This window comes from bacterium 336/3 (genome assembly GCA_001281695.1).
Classification (GTDB): Bacteria; Bacteroidota; Bacteroidia; order Cytophagales; family Thermonemataceae; genus Raineya.
On the sequence record LJIE01000001.1, the window covers coordinates 1,186,084 to 1,205,147 of the forward strand.

The window sequence follows — 19,064 nt, forward strand, 5'->3', positions numbered from 1 at the left end:
TCTTTTTAGAAAAGAAAAACTATTTGGCATAATTTTCGTAAATTGATGCAATAAACTAACTTATTTCTTATGAAAAAGATACTTACTTTCTTGGGTGTTCTATTTGCAGGAAGCCTCATGGCTCAATCTCTTGCTCCATATCAAAAACAAATAACAGTTACCAAAGGAGATGCAAAAGTAAATGTAGATTCTTGGGCAGCAAATGTTGAAAGAGGCTCTGAAGATGAATTAAAAGATGCATTTGAAGATTATGTAGGCAAAAACTTCAAATTAAAAACAAAAAAGAATGGCAAACATGGTATGATTGTCCCAGAAGCGAACTTACCACAAGTTACCACTCGTAGAGGAGATATTTATGTTTTATTTTCTAGCGAAACAGGAAAACCTGAAATGGCTGTTGCTTTTATGATGGGATATGATATTTATCTCAATACAAAAGATAATCCACAAGAAATGGATAGACTGAAAGAGTTTTTTGCAAACTTCTTGATGAGTCACTACAAAAGTTTCTATGAAAAACAAATCAGAGATAAAGAAAAAGTGTTGAAAGATTTGCGTGGACAAATCACTGACAATGAGAAAAAAGCTAAAAGCTTACAAAAAGACATAGAAAGCAATCAGAAAAAAATATCTAAAGAAAAGGATCAACTCAAGAAAACAGAGATAGAAAATAAAAATGTTGCAGCTCGCCGTCAGATAGATGCTCTTAATGAAATGAATGGTAATATCAACAAACAAGTGACTAATTACGAAAAAGAAATTGCTGATATTAAGGTTCAAATTGCAAATATTGGTAAATAATTTTGCAGGAGTCTAATTTTTTTGATTATTTGCCAATATCTTTTAACAAAAATATGGTTATGAAAAAAATTGCTTTATCCTTTGTATTTGCTTTAATCAGTTTGGCAACTTTTGCCCAAGATGATACAGGGTTTAAATTAGGTTTTAAAATTGGAACGCCGATAGCCTTCAATAGTGTAAAATCTACTGAGAATGGCATAGATGCAAGTCCTAATGGTGCAAGCCTTCGTTTTATGGCAGGTCCTATTGCTGATATTGTTTGGACAGAGCGTTATGCCTTGACAACAGGTATTTTGTTTACAACTAAACAAGCAAACTACCAAACACAAGTAGCAGGAATAGATGCTATCAATGAAAAATATGGATTGCAATACATCCAAATTCCAGTAGGTTTGAAGTTATTTACTGATGAACTTTTCACAAATGGTAAAGGCTATGTGAATTTTGGTATACAGCCTGAAATTTTGGTAGGAAATAGCAGAAAATCAGGTAATTATGTTGATGGGCAGTTAAAAAGTGCTTCTTTGATAAGAAAATTCAGCCCTCTTGATATTGGAATGTTTATTGGTGCTGGTGTAGAATATCAGTTGGGTAACAATCCTATTTTTGGAGGTATTGGCTACCAACGATCTTTTATTAACTCTGTAAGTAGTTTGGATGCAGGAGCTCCCAATTTCCTTTCTATCAAACAAAACTTGTTTGTAATAGAAGTAGGTATCAAATTGTAATTCAATAAAAATACTGCATGAAAAAGCCTTGAGTTATTCAAGGCTTTTTTTGTTTTGTACCACCCACTCAATTGTATCATGGAGTGGACGAAACTGAAAATCAGGTAAAAATGTATGAATTTTATGATTTCGATAAACAAAGTGCATTTGTGAAACTTTTGCTGTTTCTTTACTGATAAGCGGGGGCTTTCGTGTAAATAGAGAAGCTACACTGCTGGCTCGCCATGCAATTTCGGCAAGTAAAGGTGTAACAGGGATAGAAGGAGGTTTTTTATCCATAGCCTTGGCTATTCTATCAAATAAGCTTTTATACAAGATATTACCTGCACTCATCACAAATCGTTCTGATTGTATTTCATTTTCAGCCATCTGAACGGCCACTTGTGCAATATCTCTTACATCTACATAATTTAGGCTGCCTTTAGGGTACATTTTTTTACCATCAGCTACATACTTAAAAAGTTGTAGGCTTGTTCTGTTCCAATCACCAGCTCCAAAAACCAAAGAAGGGTTTAAAATAACAGCTCTCATGCCTTCGCTAATACCTCTCCAGACTTCTAGCTCTGCTAAATATTTAGATTCTGCATAAACAGTATTGAGTTCAGATTCTTCCCATTTACTATGCTCATCTATTTCAATTTCACCTTTTTTTCTGCCTAAAGAAGCAATGGAACTAATGTGAATTAATTTCTTGACGTTTTTTTCTAAACAAATATTTACAATGTTGGCTGTACCCTCTACATTCACCTGAAACATTTGCTTCTTATCTTTGGTTTGGAAAGAAACTAAAGCGGCAGCGTGTACGACAATATCTTCAGGTTCCACATATTTTTCAAGTGCTACTACATCCAAAATATCACCTTCGACCCAATTTATTTTATCTTCCCAGCCCTTTACCCAAGAAGTATCTGCATTAGTTCTTTTAAGGGCTTTAATTTTATAACCTGCATCAGCAAAAAACTTGGCTACGTAACTCCCTACAAGCCCAGTTGCTCCAGTAATAAAGACCTGTTTCATATACTTTGTAAGAGTGTTTTTAGAAAATTACAACAAAGATAAACGAACTTGTGAATTGATTTGTTAAATTTGTACTTATTTATAACGATTCTAATCTTAATATGTTTTGAAAGTTTTTCAAACAATACTTTCTCGTTTAGCATTTTACTATCAACTGGCTTTAGAGTCGTTGATGGAGAGGCAACTACGTACGTTATTGGCTGGTTTGGGTGTAATGTTTGGAGTGGCTTCTGTGATAGCCATGCTTGCAGTAGGCAAAGGTGCAAAACAAGAAATCCTATCTCAACTAAAATTAATAGGAGGTAATAGTATTGTCATACAGCCCCTTAACAATACACAAAGTAAAGTAAGTTTCACAAAACCTTCTCGTGGACTGTGCCTTCAGGATGCTCAAAATATCAAAGAAGTTTTTCCAAATTTAGCATTTATTAGTCCAGAAATTTCTTTGAAAATTTTGGTAGTGTCAGAACAAAAATGGTTGCAAAGTTCTTTGTATGGAATAGAAAATAGTTATTTTGAAATAATTGGGCTTCACTGTAAAAAAGGAAATCTTTTTAGTAAAAATCATATTATTGGTGCAGAAGCAGTATGTGTGATAGGGAGTAGTATGGAAGCTAAACTATTTGGTGGAAAATCAGCTTTGGGGCAATATATTCGTTGTGATGACCAATGGCTTAAGGTGGTAGGAGTATTAGATACACAACCTGTTATTACAACTAACTTTGAAAACTTAGGAATTCATAATACTAATAACTCTGTTTATACACCTATTACAAGTCTTATCCGAAGATTTAATTACAAAAAAAATCATAAGGCAGAACAAAATATACACCAACTCACAAGATTAGTTGTACAAGTTCAAGATGCTGTAAAGCTTATTAAAACAGCTGAAACCATACAAGCCATCTTACTTCGATTACATAATGGACAACCTGATTTTGATGTCATTGTTCCTGAACAAATCTTGAAAGAACGTCAGAAAACTCAAGAAATGCTTAATTATGTACTTGGAGCTATCGCAGGAATTTCATTACTTATTGGAGGTATTGGTATTATGAATATTATGCTTACCTCTGTACTAGAACGAACCAAAGAAATTGGTATTAGAAAAGTAGTAGGAGCAACGCAAATAGATATTAGAAATCAGTTTTTGGTAGAATCCATAGTAATTTGCCTTTTGGGTGGTTTAGCTGGTATTTTAGTAGGTTTCTTGATTTCTTGGATTATTCATAAGACTATGGAGATCAATATATTGATAGAATGGACATTTACATTGGGGGCTTTTTTTATAACAATTTTTATAGGAATAGCGTTTGGATGGTATCCCGCTAAGCAAGCTTCTATTCAAACACCACACGATCTTTTGAGATATGAATAAAATAAATCATATACAATTACACAAACTACCTAAAGGGAAGAAGGCAATTATTCGAAAATTTAATAGAGAAGATATATTTTTAAAAACTCTAGAAATGGGTATGTTACCTAACACAACTATTGAAATGATAGGAGTAGCACCTTTAGGAGATCCCATTTGTGTAAGAGTATTAGAAACACTACTTTCTATTCGTAAATCAGAGGCAGAACATATAGAAGTAGAAATTCTAAATGAGTTCTAAATGATGGAAGTTTTCATCAATTATTTACAATCTACCATTAAAGAGATATTTACGTGAAAATTGCATTAATAGGTAACCCCAATAGTGGAAAAAGTTCTTTATTCAATCAGCTTACAGGGCTCAATCAAAAAGTAGCTAATTTTGCAGGGGTAACAGTTGAAAAGAAAATGGGCTTTTGTATATTACCTAATAAAGAAAAAGCTCAAATTATAGATTTACCAGGAACATATAGCTTGTATCCTAAATCTTTGGATGAACAAGTAGTTTTAAATTTTCTTTTAGATAGCCAAAACTCCGAAAAACCTGACTTAATTCTTGTAGTAACAGATGCTTCAAATTTACAACGAAACTTGTTGTTATTTGAAGAAATTAGAGATTTGGGTGTGCCTATTCTGCTAATTCTCAATATGATAGATTTAGCTAAACAAAGTGGCTGGGAAATAGATATTAAAAAGCTAGAAAATCTATTAGGTGTTCCTGTAATAGCCACCAATGCACGTAATGGAGATGGAATTTTAGAACTTAAAACTAAAGTTTTAGAGTTCTCAGAGCATTCTTATCAGCCACAATTATTGGAATGTTTATCCAAGCAAAAACAACTCATTGAGGAAGTTCAAGAAAACTTTACTTTAAAAAATACTTACATAGCCAATCTGTACTTGCATCACTATGAAAGATTGCATTTTCTTTCAGAAGAGGAAAAAGATTATTTGCAAAAACAACAAATTAAATATCAATTTAATAGCTTATCATTACAAGCACAAGAAACTCTTGAGCGTTTTGATAAAATAGGTTCTGTTATTGCCCAAACAACACAGAAGTATGAAAAAACGAATAACCCTTTACGCATTACCCAAAAAATAGATACAATTTTATTACACCCAGTTTGGGGATATGCTATTTTTTTAGGAGTCTTACTTTTAATGTTCAATGCTATTTTTAAATGGGCTGAATTGCCGATGACATTCATTGAAGACCAAACAGCTAACTTACAAGAAATTATCAAAAATAATCTATCTGATGGTTGGTTTACTAAACTCCTTGCAGATGGAATAATTGCAGGCATTGGTTCGGTAGTCGTTTTTATACCTCAAATAGCTCTTTTATTCGCTTTTATAGCTATTTTAGAAGAATCTGGGTATATGGTACGAGCTATGATTATCATGGATAAGATCATGCGTAAATTTGGCTTGAATGGAAAAAGTGTCGTTCCTCTTATTTCGGGAGTAGCTTGTGCCATTCCTGCAATTATGGCAACTCGAAATATTGATAATCGAAAAGAACGTTTAATCACTATTTTGATAACTCCACTGATGAGTTGTTCAGCTCGTTTGCCTATCTATACAGTGATGATAGCTTTGGTTGTACCTGCTGAAAATGCTTTTGGGTTTATCAGTTGGCAAGCACTTGCTCTTTTAACAATGTATTTGCTTGGAATATTTATGGCATTGTTGGCAAGTATCATTTTGTCAAAACTTCTTAAACATCAAGATAATAGTTATTTTGTGGTAGAAATGCCTACATATAAAGTGCCTCGTTGGAAAAACATAGGGTTAACTATTTTAGAAAAACTGAAAGCTTTTACATTGGAAGCGGGTAAAGTAATTATAGTGCTTTCTGTAGTTTTATGGGCTTTAGCTTCTTTTGGTTGGGGTGATAGTTTGGAACAAGCAGAAAATAAAGTTCGTAAAGAAAATATTACATTTTCAGAAAAAGAATTAGAGCCTCTCATCAATTCTGCAAAATTGGAAGCTTCTTATGCTGGTGTATTGGGTAAGGCTTTAGAACCTGTTATTAAGCCTTTAGGATTCGATTGGCGAATAGGAATATCCTTAATTGCTTCTTTTGCAGCCCGAGAGGTTTTTGTAAGCACTATGTCTGTGATTTATGGTTTGGGTACGGATGATGAACAAAGTGTAAGAGAACGAATGTCAAAACAAATTAATCCAATAACTCAAAAACCATTTTACAGTGTTGCTGTTGGCTTTTCTTTAATGGTCTTTTATGCTTTTGCCATGCAATGTATGAGTACAGTAGCCATTGTGTATAAAGAAACACGTTCTTGGAAATATCCCATTGGGCAAATTATAGTGTTTAATTTATTAGCATATATTTCTTCATTCTTTGTATATCAACTTTTAAAATAAAAATATTTAACTATATTTGTTCATACACTAAAGCCGTTTTTTTATTTATTATTTATTTCATCAAGAATGATTTAATTACATAAAAATGGTTCGTTTATACACTATTACTACAATTCTTTTTTTATCCCAAAATGTATTTGCTCAAGAAATTGAAAAACTGGGTGAAGATGATTTGTATAAGAATATTAATATTTATGAACAAAAAGTAATTTCAGCAAGCCGTTCAGAACAAAAAGTTTCAGATTTACCCATCACTATTTTTATAGTATCTAAAGAGCAAATTCAGAAAAATGCTTATAAAAGTTTAGTAGATGTTCTTCAAGATGTTCCCAGTGTTAAAACTTCTCGTGTAGGCAATGGTCAAGAAGGTGAAACATTTTTACTAAGAGGTTTGAGAGGAAACTATTATGTAAAAATCTTATTGAATGGCATTCCTATCAATCCTACAACCACATTAGGAATGCCTATTGGTGAACAATTGCCTATTCAACAAGCAGAAAGAATAGAAATCATAACAGGGGCAACTTCTGCTATCTATGGAGCTGATGCTTTGGCAGGGGTCATCAATATTATTACCCAAAATCCTGATGATAATACAAATATACAAGCAGGCATTACAACTGGTAACAAGGGCTATAATCATGCTCATTTTTTGGTAGGAAGTAATTGGTTGCCCAAAGAGTCCATGAAACAATCTGTTCAATATTCCATTTATGGAAATTTTAGCAAACAAAACGACTTAAATTTGCCTCGAACGGCATCACTTTGGAATCCCAATCATTATAATTCTGATTTTGCTACAAGTATTCCAACTTATACACCTTATTACAAAGGTTCTAATATCTTTCCTAAACTGGAAAACATGCCGAGGACGAGTTATTTATATGGAATTTCTCTTCAATATGCAGGTTTAGAACTCACATACAATGAAATGTATAGACGTGAACATAGTTCTCTCGGGCAATCAACAGCATCTTATTTTTATTACAATCCTGAAGTATTTTTTGGGGAAAAAATTAGACGTACATCCTTGGTTTGGAATAAAACTATTAAAAACACTACACTTGTAACCAATATTTCTTGGCTCAATTATCGTTTAGATAAACAAAGTTCTTTTGCCTTAACTTTTGAAGGTGGTGACAAAGGAAGGCAATATAAATATGCTGCTTCTGATGATTTATTGATAGAACAATTAGCAACCTTTAAAATTAGAGAAAAACTACAACTTACAACAGGGGTTTACTATCAAATTTCTGGAAATTTACCAAAAACCAACGATTTGCCTGAACCTATTGATGAAAAAACATACAAGCCTTTTGCTCGAAGTATAAAGCTTTCTGATACACTTTTTGGTAAATTTGGCTACAATCCTATTGTATTTGATAATATAGCAGGTTTTGTACAGGGGTATTACAATACTGAAAAAATATCTATGATAGGTGGTATTCGATATGATTATCAGTCAATTTATGGAGAAAGTTTGAATCCACGTTTAGCTTTTTTATATAAAATAAGCCCTAAAAGTTCTATCAGACTTTCTGTTGGGACAGCTTTTAAAGCTCCAACCACCAATAATAGCTATAATTCAGTGGCTATTCCAGCAGGAAATGGTCAAATTTTGTATTTAAGTGTTCCTAGTCCTGATTTATCTCCAGAAAAATCAGTTAATTATGAAATAGGCTATCGTCATCAGTTTGCAGAAAATATTTCATTAGAATTGATAGCCTTTCAAAATAAAATTAATGGATTGATGGAGTCCCAAATAGGTGTATTGGATAAAAATTTATATCCATTAGGAGTAGGAAATACAGTAAACATGTTCATCAATGATCCCAATGCTTTTGCATTGTTAAGAGGAATACAAGCTAATTTTCGTATCCAAAATATTAGTCAATCTCGTGTAAGTTCGGATGTGTTTATAAAGTATTCAAGAGGGAAAGAAGAGTTACCTAATAAAGAAGGTATCATTAATACTTTTAGAGAAGAACCGGATTGGATGGTGCAATGGAATATTTCTTTTGAGCCATCAAAAAAAATATATATACATCTTAGAAATTCGTGGATGAGTAGTTTTTATACAAAAGATGTATTTACACAAACAGATTTTACAAATCCTAAAAATAAGATAAGTAGTTTTTATGTAGCTCACTTAACTTTAGGCTATAACATAAATAAGAATCTTTATACAAACATTAGAATTAACAACTTATTAAATACTGAATATGCAGGTATTGGTGCATATGGAGGAGGAGATTTACTTTATAATCCACAATCTATGCGTATGGTACAAATAGGGGTTAATTTTTTATTTAAATAAAATTACAATGCTTAAATTGTATTTCCTGATAAGTGTTTTTTTCATTACAACAACATCTATTGCCCAAGTAGATAGCTTGTTGGTGCTTGCTAGAAACAATAAGGATAAAAAACAATATGTAACAGCTTTTAAATATTATTATCAAGTCAATACGTTATTAAAAAAAGAAAAAGATTTAAAAAATCTAATTTCTAGTTATATAGAAACAGCCTCTCTGTGTAATGAATGGCAGGTTTATAACCAAGCTGCACATTACTTTCAAAAAGCTCAAGAAGTTTTGAATGAGCTTTCCCCAAAAGATTTATCTGAAAAAACAATTTTTTTAACATTAAAAACAGCAAAAGCTCATGAAAACGATAAGAGTTATCCTGAATCTATCAGAATGTATGAGAAATATCTCAATTTAACGACTGGTCAATCTAGTAACTCTGAAAAACAAGAAGCTTTAAGTAATTTGGCAAATTTATACAATCTGCAAAATCAATATAAAGAGGGTTTAAGTAAAAACTTGGAAGCACTCACTATTTATGAGCAAATAGGTAACACAACCTCCCAAGCTACGACACTTAACAACATTGGGTTTGGTTATAAAAAACTACAAGATAACTCTAAAGCAATTGAGTACTTTGAAAAATCTATAGCTCTACAAAATCAACAAGGTTTAAAAAATAAATCAGACTATAGAACTGTACTTATTAATGTAGCCATTCTATATCAAGCAGAGAAAAATTTTTCACAAGCCAAAAAGTATTTATTAGAGGCAGAAAAATCCTTGAATGCGGATGTTTCTGCCAAAGAATTTGAAAAAGCTGATATTTTTGATCTGATGAGCAAAACATATTTTTATAGTGGAGAGATAGAGAAAGCTGAAAAATATTGTAATCAAGCTATTCAAAATAGTATAAAATCTGGAAACTTAGAGGCAAAAAAATCTGCTCATGAAACTTTATCTTTGGTTTATGCAACACGTAATCAGAATAATACAGCATTGGAAGAGTACACACACTATAAAAAAACATCTGATAGTATCTTCAAAATACGATTGGCTTATCAAGATGAAATTTTACGAAGAAAACAACTTTCTGAAGAGGTAGAAAATGAGTTAAAGCTCTTACAAGCAGAGCAAGAAATGAAAACCTTAGATCTGAAAAATTTTACATTAAATGCTGAGAAGAAAGAACAAGCCTTTAAAATAGAACAACAACAAAAAAACTTGGCTCTTGCTGAATCTGAACAACAACGCCTTGCTGAACAGGCTCGTTTGAGTAGTTTACTTATTGAACGTCAACGCCAAGAATCTGTTTTACAACAACAAGCATTAGATTTAGCACAACAAACAAACAGATTGAGAGAGGCAGAATTACAAAATGCAAAAATACAACAAGAAGCCTATAATACTGAACAACACCGTAAAGAAGAAATACTATTGAGAGATAAAAAACTCAAAGAAATAGAATTACAAAACGAAATAGAAACTAGAAAAAATCAGCAAATTTTATTTTTACTCATAGGAGGTGGTGTACTTAGCTTTTTGGGGTTAGCCATTTTCGGATATATTCAAAAAAGGAAAGATAATAATCGGTTGAAAAAGCAAAAAAAGATAATTGAAGAAACGAATGTCCTTTTAAAAGAGCAAAGATTGGAGATTTTAGAAAAAAATGATGAACTCAACTCAACCAATGAAGAACTGTCTTCTGCTATTGAAACTATTAGCCTTCAAAAGAATGAATTAGAAGATAAAAATCGCTCTATTTTAGATAGTATCAACTACGCCAAACGTATTCAACAATCTCTTGTTCCTTCTGAAGAGACATTTCAAAAGTATATTCCTGAGAGTTTTGTATTATATTTGCCCAAAGATATTGTTTCAGGTGATTTTTACTGGCTTTATGAAGGAGAGAATTTTGTTATTGTTGCTGTAATGGATTGTACAGGACATGGTGTTCCAGGAGCATTTATGAGCATGATAGGAGCAAACATGCTTGATAAAATAGTGAAAGAAGATAAAATACTTGTACCAAACAAAATTCTTGAACGATTAGATCTTTATGTAAAAAAAGCTATTGAGAACGAAAATCATCAATTGATAGATGGAATGGATGGTGTAATAGTACTTTGGGACAAAATTAACAAAGAACTTCAATATGCAGGGGCTGTTAATTCAATATATATGATTAAAAATCAGGGATTTGAAGAGATAAGAGGTGATGTATATCATATTGCAGGGGTTTCTTTCGAAGAAGATGTAATGAAACAATTTACTTTACATACAATACCTATTACTGAGCCTACAACGATTTATATGGCATCAGACGGATTTCAAGATCAGATGGGAGGTGAAAAAAGAAAGAAGTTTATGACAAAAAAGTTCAAACAATTACTTTTAGATAATCATTTATTAAAAATGTCACAACAAAAACAATTATTATTAGAAACTTTACACGAATGGAAAGGAAATATCGTTCAAACTGATGATATATTGGTAATAGGAATGCAACTTTAATACAAATTGAAACTAATTTTATGATTAAATATTTTGTTTTTATCTTATTGACTTTGAATGCATGTTCTAATAACACATTAGAAAATTTTGATAAAAAAATATGGGAAAACGACTCTAAAGGCTGTAAAAATGAACGACTTAAATATTTAGAGGTTGTTGAAAAGCAAAAAGAAGTACTTAAAGGTTTATCGCAAGCACAAATAGTAGCCATTTTGGGTAAACCAGATTCTCAAGAACTTTTGAAGCGAAATGCTAAAACTTTTACTTATTTTGTGTCGCAAGGCTCACAATGTGGCTCAGGTACAAAAGAAGGGACTGCTCTGATTGTGCATTTTGGAGCTTTGAATTATGTAAGCGAACTAAGCCGAAATCAGTATTAGGAGAAAAGATGTGAGAAATAAGACATAAGAAAAAATAATAATTCTGAATACTCAATATTACATTAAACATGACTAATCAAGAAAAAATAGGTTTGCTCTTTGAAGAAATGAGTAAGGTTGTTATTGGACAAGAATACATGATAAATCGCTTGCTCATAGGTTTATGTACCAATGGGCATATTTTGTTAGAAGGTGTACCAGGTCTTGCAAAAACAATGACTATCAATACATTAGCGAAAACATTGCAATTGTCATTCCAACGCATTCAGTTTACACCTGACTTACTTCCTGCTGATTTGGTAGGGACTATGATTTATAACCCAAAAGAAGGTGATTTTGAGGTAAAAAAAGGACCTATTTTTGCTAACTTGATTTTAGCTGATGAAATTAATCGTTCACCTGCCAAAGTACAATCAGCTCTTTTGGAAGCTATGCAAGAACGCCAAGTAACTATTGGAGAAACAACCTATCCAATGGATTATCCGTTTTTGGTACTTGCTACGCAAAACCCTGTGGAACAAGAAGGTACATATCCGCTTCCTGAAGCTCAGATAGATAGATTTATGATGAAAATTTATGTAGGCTACCTCAATAAAGAGCAAGAACTGGCAGTGATGAGGCGAATGTCGAACATGAATTTTAAGCCTGAGCTTTTAAGAGTTTTGAATAAAGAAGATATTACAGCTATCAAGCAGGAAATCAATCAGATAACAATATCTGAAACACTCGAAAAATATATAATTGAACTCGTGTTTGCTACTCGTTATCCTGCTGACTACAATTTGCGTCAGGAGGCTCAGTATGTACAATTTGGAGCTTCACCAAGGGCAAGTATCAGCCTTAATTTGGCTGCTAAGGCATTGGCTTATCTCAATCAAAGAGATTTTGTACTACCCGAAGACATCAAAGAAGTGGCTATGGACGTTCTAAACCACAGAATGATACTCAATTATGAAGCAGAAGCAGACGGTATCACAACAAGGCAAGTCATAGAAAGCATTTTGAAGAATGTTCCTATTACGCAATAATTAAATTACTTTGAAATTCAAACTAAAACTATATGCTTATTCGTTTACTTTTAATCAGTTTGTTATCAACAACATGGGTACTTGCTCAGGATAAGGACAAAAATAAAGACAAAGAAAATAAGGAAATCAAAGAGCTAAAGGAAGCTAAAGAGCCGAATCCTAAGCTTTTTGATAGAAATATTGTTGAAACCAGACAACAAACGACTATTGCAGGTAAAAACATCAAATATACCACTCAGGCAGGTTATCTGACCCTCAGAGATGAAACTGGCAAGCCCAGAGCCGATATATTTTTTATGGCTTATCTGCAAGATGGAGCAGACGTTAATTCCAGACCTATCACTTTTACTTTCAATGGTGGACCTGGTTCAGCTTCGGTATGGTTACACATGGGTTGTATTGGACCTAAAAGAGTAGTAATGAACGATAAAGGAGAACCCTTGCCCCCTCCCTACAAATATGTAAACAATGAATATAGCTGGCTTGATAAAACGGATTTGGTATTCATTGACCCCGTCAATACTGGTTATAGCAGGGCAGCCGAAGGCGAAAAACCTGCTCAATTTTTGGGTTATGTAGAAGATATTGAATCTGTGGGTGAATTTATTCGTTTATACTGCTCTCAGTACAAACGCTGGGCTTCACCTAAATATCTTGCAGGCGAAAGTTATGGTACAACAAGAGCCGTAGGTCTTGCCAATTTCTTACAAAATCGTTATAATTTGTATGTCAATGGCTTATGCCTGATTTCAAGCATTTTGAATTTCCAAACTGCCCGATTTGACAAAGGAAATGATTTACCTTATACTTTATTTTTGCCAACCTATACAGCAACAGCTTTTTATCATAAAAAATTAGCACCCGAATTGCAACAAGATTTATCCAAAACACTTAAAGAAGTAGAGAATTTTGCTTTAGGAGAATATGCTACTTTCTTAACAAAAGGCGATTTAGCTACAGAAACAGAAACTAAAAATGTAGCTGATAAACTGGCTCGTTATACTGGGCTTTCACAAACCTATCTTAAAAATTGTTATTATAGAATAGAAATAGGAAGGTTTACAAAAGAGCTTTTAAGAAATGAAGGCAAAATAGTTGGTCGTTTGGATAGCAGACTGACTGGCGTGGATTATGACAATGCTGGTGAACGTTTTGAATTTGACCCAAGTTTAGATGCCACTATCTCAGGACCTTATGCTACAGCTATCAATCATTATATACGTCAAGAACTCAAATACAATAATAATTTGCCTTACGAAGTGCTGACAAGCCGTGTACAGCCTTGGAATTATAACAATGTTCAAAACCGATATTTGAATGTAGGTGAGGAACTTCGCAGTGCTATGTCGAAAAATCCAGCCCTGAAAGTTTGGGTTTGTAGTGGCTATTACGATTTTGCAACCCCTTATTTTGCCACAGAATACACTTTTAACCACCTCATGCTTCGCCCTGAACAGAAGAAAAACGTGAAAATTACCTACTACGAAGCAGGACACATGATGTATATCCATAAAGAATCTTTCCTTAAAATGCGAAAAGATTTGGAAGGATTTTATGAGTAAAACTCCAAAAAGATACTAGCAAAAGAAATTATTTATTTTTGCTGGTATCTTTCCAGTTTATGTCCATTTTTTTATCATTATTTAATTTAGTTCTATCTTTTTGCTCAATAATTGGAATGATTCTTTTTTTTGAAGAGTCATTATTTTTATCACTATTTTCTTTGTTTTTATTGTCTTCACTCATAGTATTTAATTTTAAAGGTTGGTAATGATTTATGAGTTTATTTGTGAATAAGAGAGATATTGATACTAAAATTGAGATAATGGTTAATTTTATAGCCAAAGCATAGTTTATATCATTTTTTTCGATAATTATGCTGTTATCATTAAAAGAAGATTTGTTTGCACCTATTTCGCATAAAAGAATGTTTTCATAAGTATCATTAACTAAATCATCAAATTTACTAATATTAATGCCATGATATAGTGGTTTACTACGTAGAATACCTAATAAAAGTATAATTGCCCAAACTGTAGAAATAATAGGAATAATTAGAAGTAGTTTTATATATATGTGTGAATTATTGAATTCTCCAGAAAGCAAAGGTATAAATAATACTAAAATAGTAGTAATTATACTAGAATTAGAATGTTTGTGTTTGTGAGATGCTATTTGTTTATCAAGTAAATCTTTTGATTTCTGAGCAATAAATTCCAAATCTCTTAAATTTTTTAACTCTTCCATTCAGTTACTTAATTTTAACTCATTTTCTTTAAATCCAATAATTGTTAAATTAGAAAGAGGTGTAATATACAATCCATCATTATTTTTTAATATAATATAGTCATTATGAATACTATCAATAAATACATCTCGTCTAAGAACATAACCAGGAATCTGCATTTCTCCTGAACGAATGAGAATAACACTTGTTCCAAAAAGTACATATTCAAACTTTATATCTTTAATATGTGTTAAAAAATCTCTAAAATTATCCATAATAATATTTATTATTAACTAATTAAAAATAAGAAATAATTTCATTTTTTACAAAACTTTTATAATAATTTTAAACTCTATGCAAATACATATTCAGAAAGCCGAGAAAAGTCGTTTAGAGGCTTTTAATTTTGAGAGTTTTTCGTTTGGTATAGAAACAACAGACCATATACTTATTGCCAAATATGCTCAAAATCAATGGGCAGAGGCGAAAATAGAGCCTTATCGAGAGATTTCTCTTTCGCCACTTGCAATGTGTTTTCATTATGGACAAACCGTTTTCGAGGGGCTTAAAGCCTACAAACAACCTTCTGGAGCTATTAATATTTTTAGATTAGATAAACATGCTGAACGCATGAACAAGTCTTTGAGGCGTATGTGTATGCCCGAAGTGCCTCAGGAACTATTTATAGAAGGAACAAAACAACTTGTAAATCTCGAAAAAAACTGGATAAGCGATAAAGAAGGCTATTCGTTGTATTTACGTCCTTTCATGATAGCCACAGAAAGCAGATTGGGGCTTGTGCCTTCACAAGAGTATTTATTTATGGTAGTGGCTACACCAATGGCATCTTATTACTCCAAACCCTTGAAAGTGAGAGTAGAACGTGAGTATGTAAGAGCTGTGGAGGGTGGGGCAGGAGCGGCCAAAAATGGTGGAAATTATGGTGCTGCTTTTTATCCGACTATACAAGCCAATACAGCAGGTTACGACCAAATTCTTTGGACAGATGCTCAAACCCACAATTATTTTGAAGAATCAGGGACTATGAATCTAATGTTTATTGTCAATGGAACGCTTCTCACACCTCCTGCGGGTAGTACAGTATTAGAAGGTGTAACACGAGACTCTGTACTTCAAATAGCAAGGCATATTGGTATTGCTGTTGAAGAACGCCCTATTAGCATCACAGAAATTCAAAATTATTTTGAGAGTGGTAGCAAAATAGAAGCTTTTGGTGTAGGAACGGCTGCTATTATTGCTCCTTTCTCGCAGATAGATATAGATACAAAAAGTTATATACCGTATTTCCAAGAGGATGCTCAAATGTTTGTATTGAAAAAACACTTACAAGACATTAGGCTTGGTATAAGCCAAGATATTTGGGGCTGGAATACAATTTTATAGTTATGAAAAATTCTAAAGTATTTTGACTATATCCAATACTTTTTGAGGAGTATTTAAGCCTTTTTCCAAATCTTTGAGATGTAAATTTTTAGCTTTAGCTTTGAATAAATAAGTGCTAAAAGGATATTGCGTAGCTTTTTGGTTAAATTCTTCTGGGAATTGTCCTAATAAATCTTGAGATAAATTATTGATTTTCTGTAATATATTAGGCAATGAGTTTTTTAAATCATGAGTCCATTTTTCAAGATTATCAAGATAGTCTCGGGTTTGAGGTTCTTGGATATAACTTGATTTTTCAAGCTGTTTTTGTATGTTCTCAAAAGACATATTATTCCAGTCTTTAGACTTTAGTACAGGAATTTGCCATTTGATTTGCTCTTCTTTCCAATAATCTTTTTTTGCTTTTACTTGATGAACCTTAAAATCAGGAAGTTCTATCATAGTCAAGAAATCTCCATGACAACAGCCTGTATCAATGCCATAAGTATTATTTTTGATTTTAGGAGAATCACCTACTACATGATGCCCATAGATAATGGATTTATTATCAGTATAATAATCATTCCAGTAAGTATTTTCGGGATATAAAGTTTCTAAGTATCGTTCGCCAGCAGTAGCACCACAAAGTACATCTTCTCGTTGTTCTTGGAGGTTTTTGCCTTGCTCAAAAGCAGCATGAACGATAATGGCATCAGGAGTTTCGTAGTAGTAAGGTAATGTTTGTAACCACTCTAAAAAGCCTTGATATTCTTCTCCAAATTGCACTTTTACAATTTCTTGAGCATAAGAAAGTACTTGATTGAGATGTTTTCGTTCATGGTTTCCCATGAGTACAACAGAATTATGTCTATTCTTAAAAAACTGATATACTTCTAAGGATTTATTGCCTCTATCCACAATATCACCCACAGAAATAAGAAAATCATCAGGCTGGAGAGCTACACTTTCTAATAATTCTATCAGTTCATCAAAACAACCATGAATATCACCTACTACAAATGTTCTGTTCATATGGGTTATCAACTTTCTCTTCTAAAAGTATCAAAATCAGTTTTATTTTTAAATTCAAAAATGTTGAGAATAATAATTTCTTGTTTGGTATGACTATCCATTATTTTCTGGCACAACCACTGATAATTTGGAAACTCAGAATGTTCAAACCAAATGCTCCCAAATCCATCAGGAGCGATATAACTGACTAAAAAGTAACGCATCATTCAGTCAGATTACTTTGTAAAGAACTAATTTTCTGCAATGCATCTATTTTATCTTGAGCGAGTTGCATTTGTAGAGCTTCAAGTCCTGAAAGTTTGGCATCAGGGCGAATAAAATCTATAAATTCAATCTGAATGGTTTTACCATAAATATCGTCTTCAAAATCAAAGATATTCACTTCAATTCGTTTTTCAGAAGGATTTTGAAGTGTAGGGCGATTGCCAATATAAAGCATTCCTCCATATTCGGAGTTTTCTATATATACCTTCACAGCATAAATTCCATCATAAGGAATAAGTTTATAATTTTCTTCAATATGAATATTGGCTGTTGGGTAGCCAATAGTTCTGCCCAATTGGTCTCCTTTTACAACCAATCCTTTCATCTGATAGGCTGAACCTAAATATTTAGAGGCTGTTTGTACATCTCCTTGCAAAAGAGCATTTCTGATTTTGGTAGAACTGATAGCTATTTGGTCTATATCTTGTTCTGGAATTTCCTCAATATCAAATGGATGCTCTGAAATACTCTTTTGTAAAAACTCAAAATTACCTTCTCTTCCTTTACCAAAATGATGGTCGTAACCAATCACCAATTTTTTGGCTTGAGTGGTTTGTATATAAATTTTCTGGATAAATTCTTCTGCTGAAAGATTAGAAAGTTCATGGTTGAACGGAAGTACAAGCAGGTAATCAATGCCTGTTTTTTTGAGTAAACTTATTTTTTCTTCTAAAGTATTGAGTAATTTTACATCTTGCCCAAAAAACATGCGTGGATGAGGAAAAAACGTAATCACTACACTTTGCCCATTATTCTCTTTGGCAATTTGAATAATACGCTGTAATATTTGTTGATGTCCAATATGAACCCCATCAAATGTACCACTGGTTACAACGGCAAAAGGCAAATCAGGAAAATCTTGTGTATTATGAAAAATTTGCATAGTTTTTGACTAGAATTCTGTAAAAATCATTATTTTTCAAGGATTTTGCAAAAAAACGATAAAAATACTATTTATATAATACTTTGTTTCTAAGAAATGTTATTCTTTAAACGTTCTACATCCAAAAATCTTTCTGATGCTGAGTTACTTCAAAAGTATCAGGAGTACCAAGATAATAAAATCTTGGGGGAGCTATACGAACGTTATATTTCGCTTACTTATGGTTTGTGTATCAAATATCTGAAAGACCGAGAGGAATCGAAAGATATGGTGATGCATATTTTTGAACGCCTTTCCCAAAAACTTCCTGAACAAAAAGATATTGAAAATTTTAAGAGTTGGCTTTATACTTTTGCCCGAAATGAGTGCCTGATGTGGCTCAGAAAGGAAAAGAAGATGGTTTATCAAGATTTTTTTACAGAAAGTGATGAAGATGGTATGGAAAATTCTATGCCTTTGCATCTTGATAATGAAGGGACAGAAGACAAAGAACAAAGCTTGCAACTTTTAGAAAAAGGTTTAGAAAACCTTGACGAAGAGCAACGAGTGTGTCTAAAAATGTTCTATTTAGAAAAGAAAAGTTATCAGGAAATTACAGAGTTTACTGGATATGAGCTTAGTAAGGTGAAAAGTTATATCCAAAATGGAAAAAGAAACTTAAAAATATTTATGGAAAAAAATGCTTCCAATAACAACAATCTGTGGATACTTATGTTGTTGTGGCTGCTGTAGTAG

The 19,064-nt window shown here is 32.4% G+C and carries 18 protein-coding genes; 12 read left to right on the plus strand and 6 right to left on the minus strand.

The features are described from left to right. Positions 1-69: 69 nt before the first annotated feature. Together AD998_05550 and AD998_05555 are read left to right on the plus strand one after the other, a co-directional pair. Positions 70-801, plus strand: coding sequence for a hypothetical protein (locus AD998_05550; protein ID KOY85687.1), 732 nt, complete (start codon positions 70-72; stop codon positions 799-801). A 53-nt stretch (positions 802-854) separates the two neighbouring features. Beyond that, entirely contained in the window at positions 855-1,529 is a 675-nt protein-coding gene (locus AD998_05555) for a hypothetical protein (protein KOY85688.1), read from the plus strand. A gap of 33 nt (positions 1,530-1,562) precedes the next feature. Here AD998_05555 and AD998_05560 read toward each other — a convergent pair whose 3' ends face one another. Then, positions 1,563-2,546, minus strand: coding sequence for a hypothetical protein (locus tag AD998_05560; protein KOY85689.1), 984 nt, complete (start codon positions 2,544-2,546; stop codon positions 1,563-1,565). 172 nt (positions 2,547-2,718) lie between these two features. On the opposite strand from AD998_05560, the gene AD998_05565 reads away from it, so the two are divergent. The 8 genes from AD998_05565 to AD998_05600 all read left to right on the plus strand — a co-directional run bounded on the left by AD998_05565 (position 2,719) and on the right by AD998_05600 (position 14,102). Further along, entirely contained in the window at positions 2,719-3,924 is a 1,206-nt protein-coding gene (locus AD998_05565; protein ID KOY88070.1) for a hypothetical protein, read from the plus strand. Further along, entirely contained in the window at positions 3,917-4,165 is a 249-nt protein-coding gene (locus tag AD998_05570) for a hypothetical protein (protein ID KOY85690.1), read from the plus strand. The genes AD998_05565 and AD998_05570 overlap by 8 nt, the downstream gene beginning before the upstream one ends. A 47-nt stretch (positions 4,166-4,212) precedes the next feature. Then, positions 4,213-6,312 carry an iron transporter FeoB gene (locus tag AD998_05575; GenBank protein KOY85691.1) on the plus strand — a complete coding sequence of 700 codons (2,100 nt, stop codon included), beginning with the start codon at positions 4,213-4,215 and terminating at the stop codon, positions 6,310-6,312. A gap of 85 nt (positions 6,313-6,397) precedes the next feature. Next, positions 6,398-8,629, plus strand: a complete 2,232-nt coding sequence (locus AD998_05580) for a hypothetical protein (GenBank protein ID KOY85692.1) — start codon at positions 6,398-6,400, stop codon at positions 8,627-8,629. A 7-nt stretch (positions 8,630-8,636) separates the two neighbouring features. After that, a complete protein-coding gene (locus tag AD998_05585; protein KOY85693.1) occupies positions 8,637-11,132 on the plus strand; it encodes a hypothetical protein in 2,496 nt (831 codons plus the stop codon). 20 nt (positions 11,133-11,152) lie between these two features. Beyond that, positions 11,153-11,512 (plus strand): hypothetical protein, encoded by a 360-nt coding sequence (locus AD998_05590; protein ID KOY85694.1) that lies wholly within the window; start codon positions 11,153-11,155, stop codon positions 11,510-11,512. Positions 11,513-11,580: 68 nt separating this feature from the next. Then, on the plus strand, positions 11,581-12,540 hold the full coding sequence (locus AD998_05595) for an ATPase (GenBank protein ID KOY85695.1): 960 nt from the start codon (positions 11,581-11,583) through the stop codon (positions 12,538-12,540). Positions 12,541-12,665: 125 nt separating this feature from the next. Then, positions 12,666-14,102 carry a peptidase S10 gene (locus AD998_05600; protein KOY88071.1) on the plus strand — a complete coding sequence of 479 codons (1,437 nt, stop codon included), beginning with the start codon at positions 12,666-12,668 and terminating at the stop codon, positions 14,100-14,102. A 28-nt stretch (positions 14,103-14,130) separates the two neighbouring features. Here AD998_05600 and AD998_05605 read toward each other — a convergent pair whose 3' ends face one another. Both AD998_05605 and AD998_05610 read right to left on the minus strand, forming a co-directional pair. After that, a complete protein-coding gene (locus tag AD998_05605; protein ID KOY85696.1) occupies positions 14,131-14,787 on the minus strand; it encodes a hypothetical protein in 657 nt (218 codons plus the stop codon). Then, positions 14,788-15,042, minus strand: a complete 255-nt coding sequence (locus AD998_05610) for a hypothetical protein (protein KOY85697.1) — start codon at positions 15,040-15,042, stop codon at positions 14,788-14,790. Positions 15,043-15,121: 79 nt separating this feature from the next. Between AD998_05610 and AD998_05615 the strand changes: the two genes are divergently transcribed. Beyond that, complete coding sequence (locus AD998_05615) at positions 15,122-16,171, plus strand: branched-chain amino acid aminotransferase (GenBank protein KOY85698.1); 1,050 nt, start codon at positions 15,122-15,124, stop codon at positions 16,169-16,171. A gap of 12 nt (positions 16,172-16,183) precedes the next feature. Here the strand turns inward: AD998_05615 and AD998_05620 are convergent, their stop codons facing one another. From AD998_05620 to AD998_05630, 3 genes are read right to left on the minus strand one after another with little or no spacing between them, the layout of a single operon-like run. Next, the gene (locus AD998_05620; GenBank protein ID KOY85699.1) at positions 16,184-17,182 is read right to left on the minus strand and encodes a metallophosphoesterase; all 999 of its coding nucleotides are present in this window, start codon (positions 17,180-17,182) and stop codon (positions 16,184-16,186) included. Between the two features lie 8 nt (positions 17,183-17,190). Continuing rightward, entirely contained in the window at positions 17,191-17,388 is a 198-nt protein-coding gene (locus AD998_05625) for a hypothetical protein (GenBank protein KOY85700.1), read from the minus strand. Further along, positions 17,385-18,329, minus strand: a complete 945-nt coding sequence (locus tag AD998_05630) for a riboflavin biosynthesis protein RibF (GenBank protein ID KOY85701.1) — start codon at positions 18,327-18,329, stop codon at positions 17,385-17,387. Before AD998_05630 ends, AD998_05625 begins: the two co-directional genes overlap by 4 nt. Positions 18,330-18,425: 96 nt before the next feature. Between AD998_05630 and AD998_05635 the strand changes: the two genes are divergently transcribed. Further along, positions 18,426-19,061, plus strand: a complete 636-nt coding sequence (locus AD998_05635) for a hypothetical protein (protein ID KOY85702.1) — start codon at positions 18,426-18,428, stop codon at positions 19,059-19,061. Positions 19,062-19,064: the final 3 nt, after the last annotated feature.

Bases quoted from the DNA above. Each gene is read 5' to 3' on its own strand.
- AD998_05590 (KOY85694.1), top strand. From the start codon at position 11,153: ATGATTAAATATTTTGTTTTTATCTTATTGACTTTGAATGCATGTTCT.
- AD998_05625 (KOY85700.1), bottom strand. From the start codon at position 17,388: ATGATGCGTTACTTTTTAGTCAGTTATATCGCTCCTGATGGATTTGGG.
- AD998_05560 (KOY85689.1), bottom strand. From the start codon at position 2,546: ATGAAACAGGTCTTTATTACTGGAGCAACTGGGCTTGTAGGGAGTTAC.
- AD998_05595 (KOY85695.1), top strand. From the start codon at position 11,581: ATGACTAATCAAGAAAAAATAGGTTTGCTCTTTGAAGAAATGAGTAAG.
- AD998_05580 (KOY85692.1), top strand. From the start codon at position 6,398: ATGGTTCGTTTATACACTATTACTACAATTCTTTTTTTATCCCAAAAT.
- AD998_05555 (KOY85688.1), top strand. From the start codon at position 855: ATGGTTATGAAAAAAATTGCTTTATCCTTTGTATTTGCTTTAATCAGT.
- AD998_05615 (KOY85698.1), top strand. From the start codon at position 15,122: ATGCAAATACATATTCAGAAAGCCGAGAAAAGTCGTTTAGAGGCTTTT.
- AD998_05565 (KOY88070.1), top strand. From the start codon at position 2,719: ATGGAGAGGCAACTACGTACGTTATTGGCTGGTTTGGGTGTAATGTTT.
- AD998_05585 (KOY85693.1), top strand. From the start codon at position 8,637: ATGCTTAAATTGTATTTCCTGATAAGTGTTTTTTTCATTACAACAACA.
- AD998_05630 (KOY85701.1), bottom strand. From the start codon at position 18,329: ATGCAAATTTTTCATAATACACAAGATTTTCCTGATTTGCCTTTTGCC.
- AD998_05610 (KOY85697.1), bottom strand. From the start codon at position 15,042: ATGGATAATTTTAGAGATTTTTTAACACATATTAAAGATATAAAGTTT.
- AD998_05635 (KOY85702.1), top strand. From the start codon at position 18,426: ATGTTATTCTTTAAACGTTCTACATCCAAAAATCTTTCTGATGCTGAG.
- AD998_05605 (KOY85696.1), bottom strand. From the start codon at position 14,787: ATGGAAGAGTTAAAAAATTTAAGAGATTTGGAATTTATTGCTCAGAAA.
- AD998_05570 (KOY85690.1), top strand. From the start codon at position 3,917: ATGAATAAAATAAATCATATACAATTACACAAACTACCTAAAGGGAAG.
- AD998_05550 (KOY85687.1), top strand. From the start codon at position 70: ATGAAAAAGATACTTACTTTCTTGGGTGTTCTATTTGCAGGAAGCCTC.
- AD998_05620 (KOY85699.1), bottom strand. From the start codon at position 17,182: ATGAACAGAACATTTGTAGTAGGTGATATTCATGGTTGTTTTGATGAA.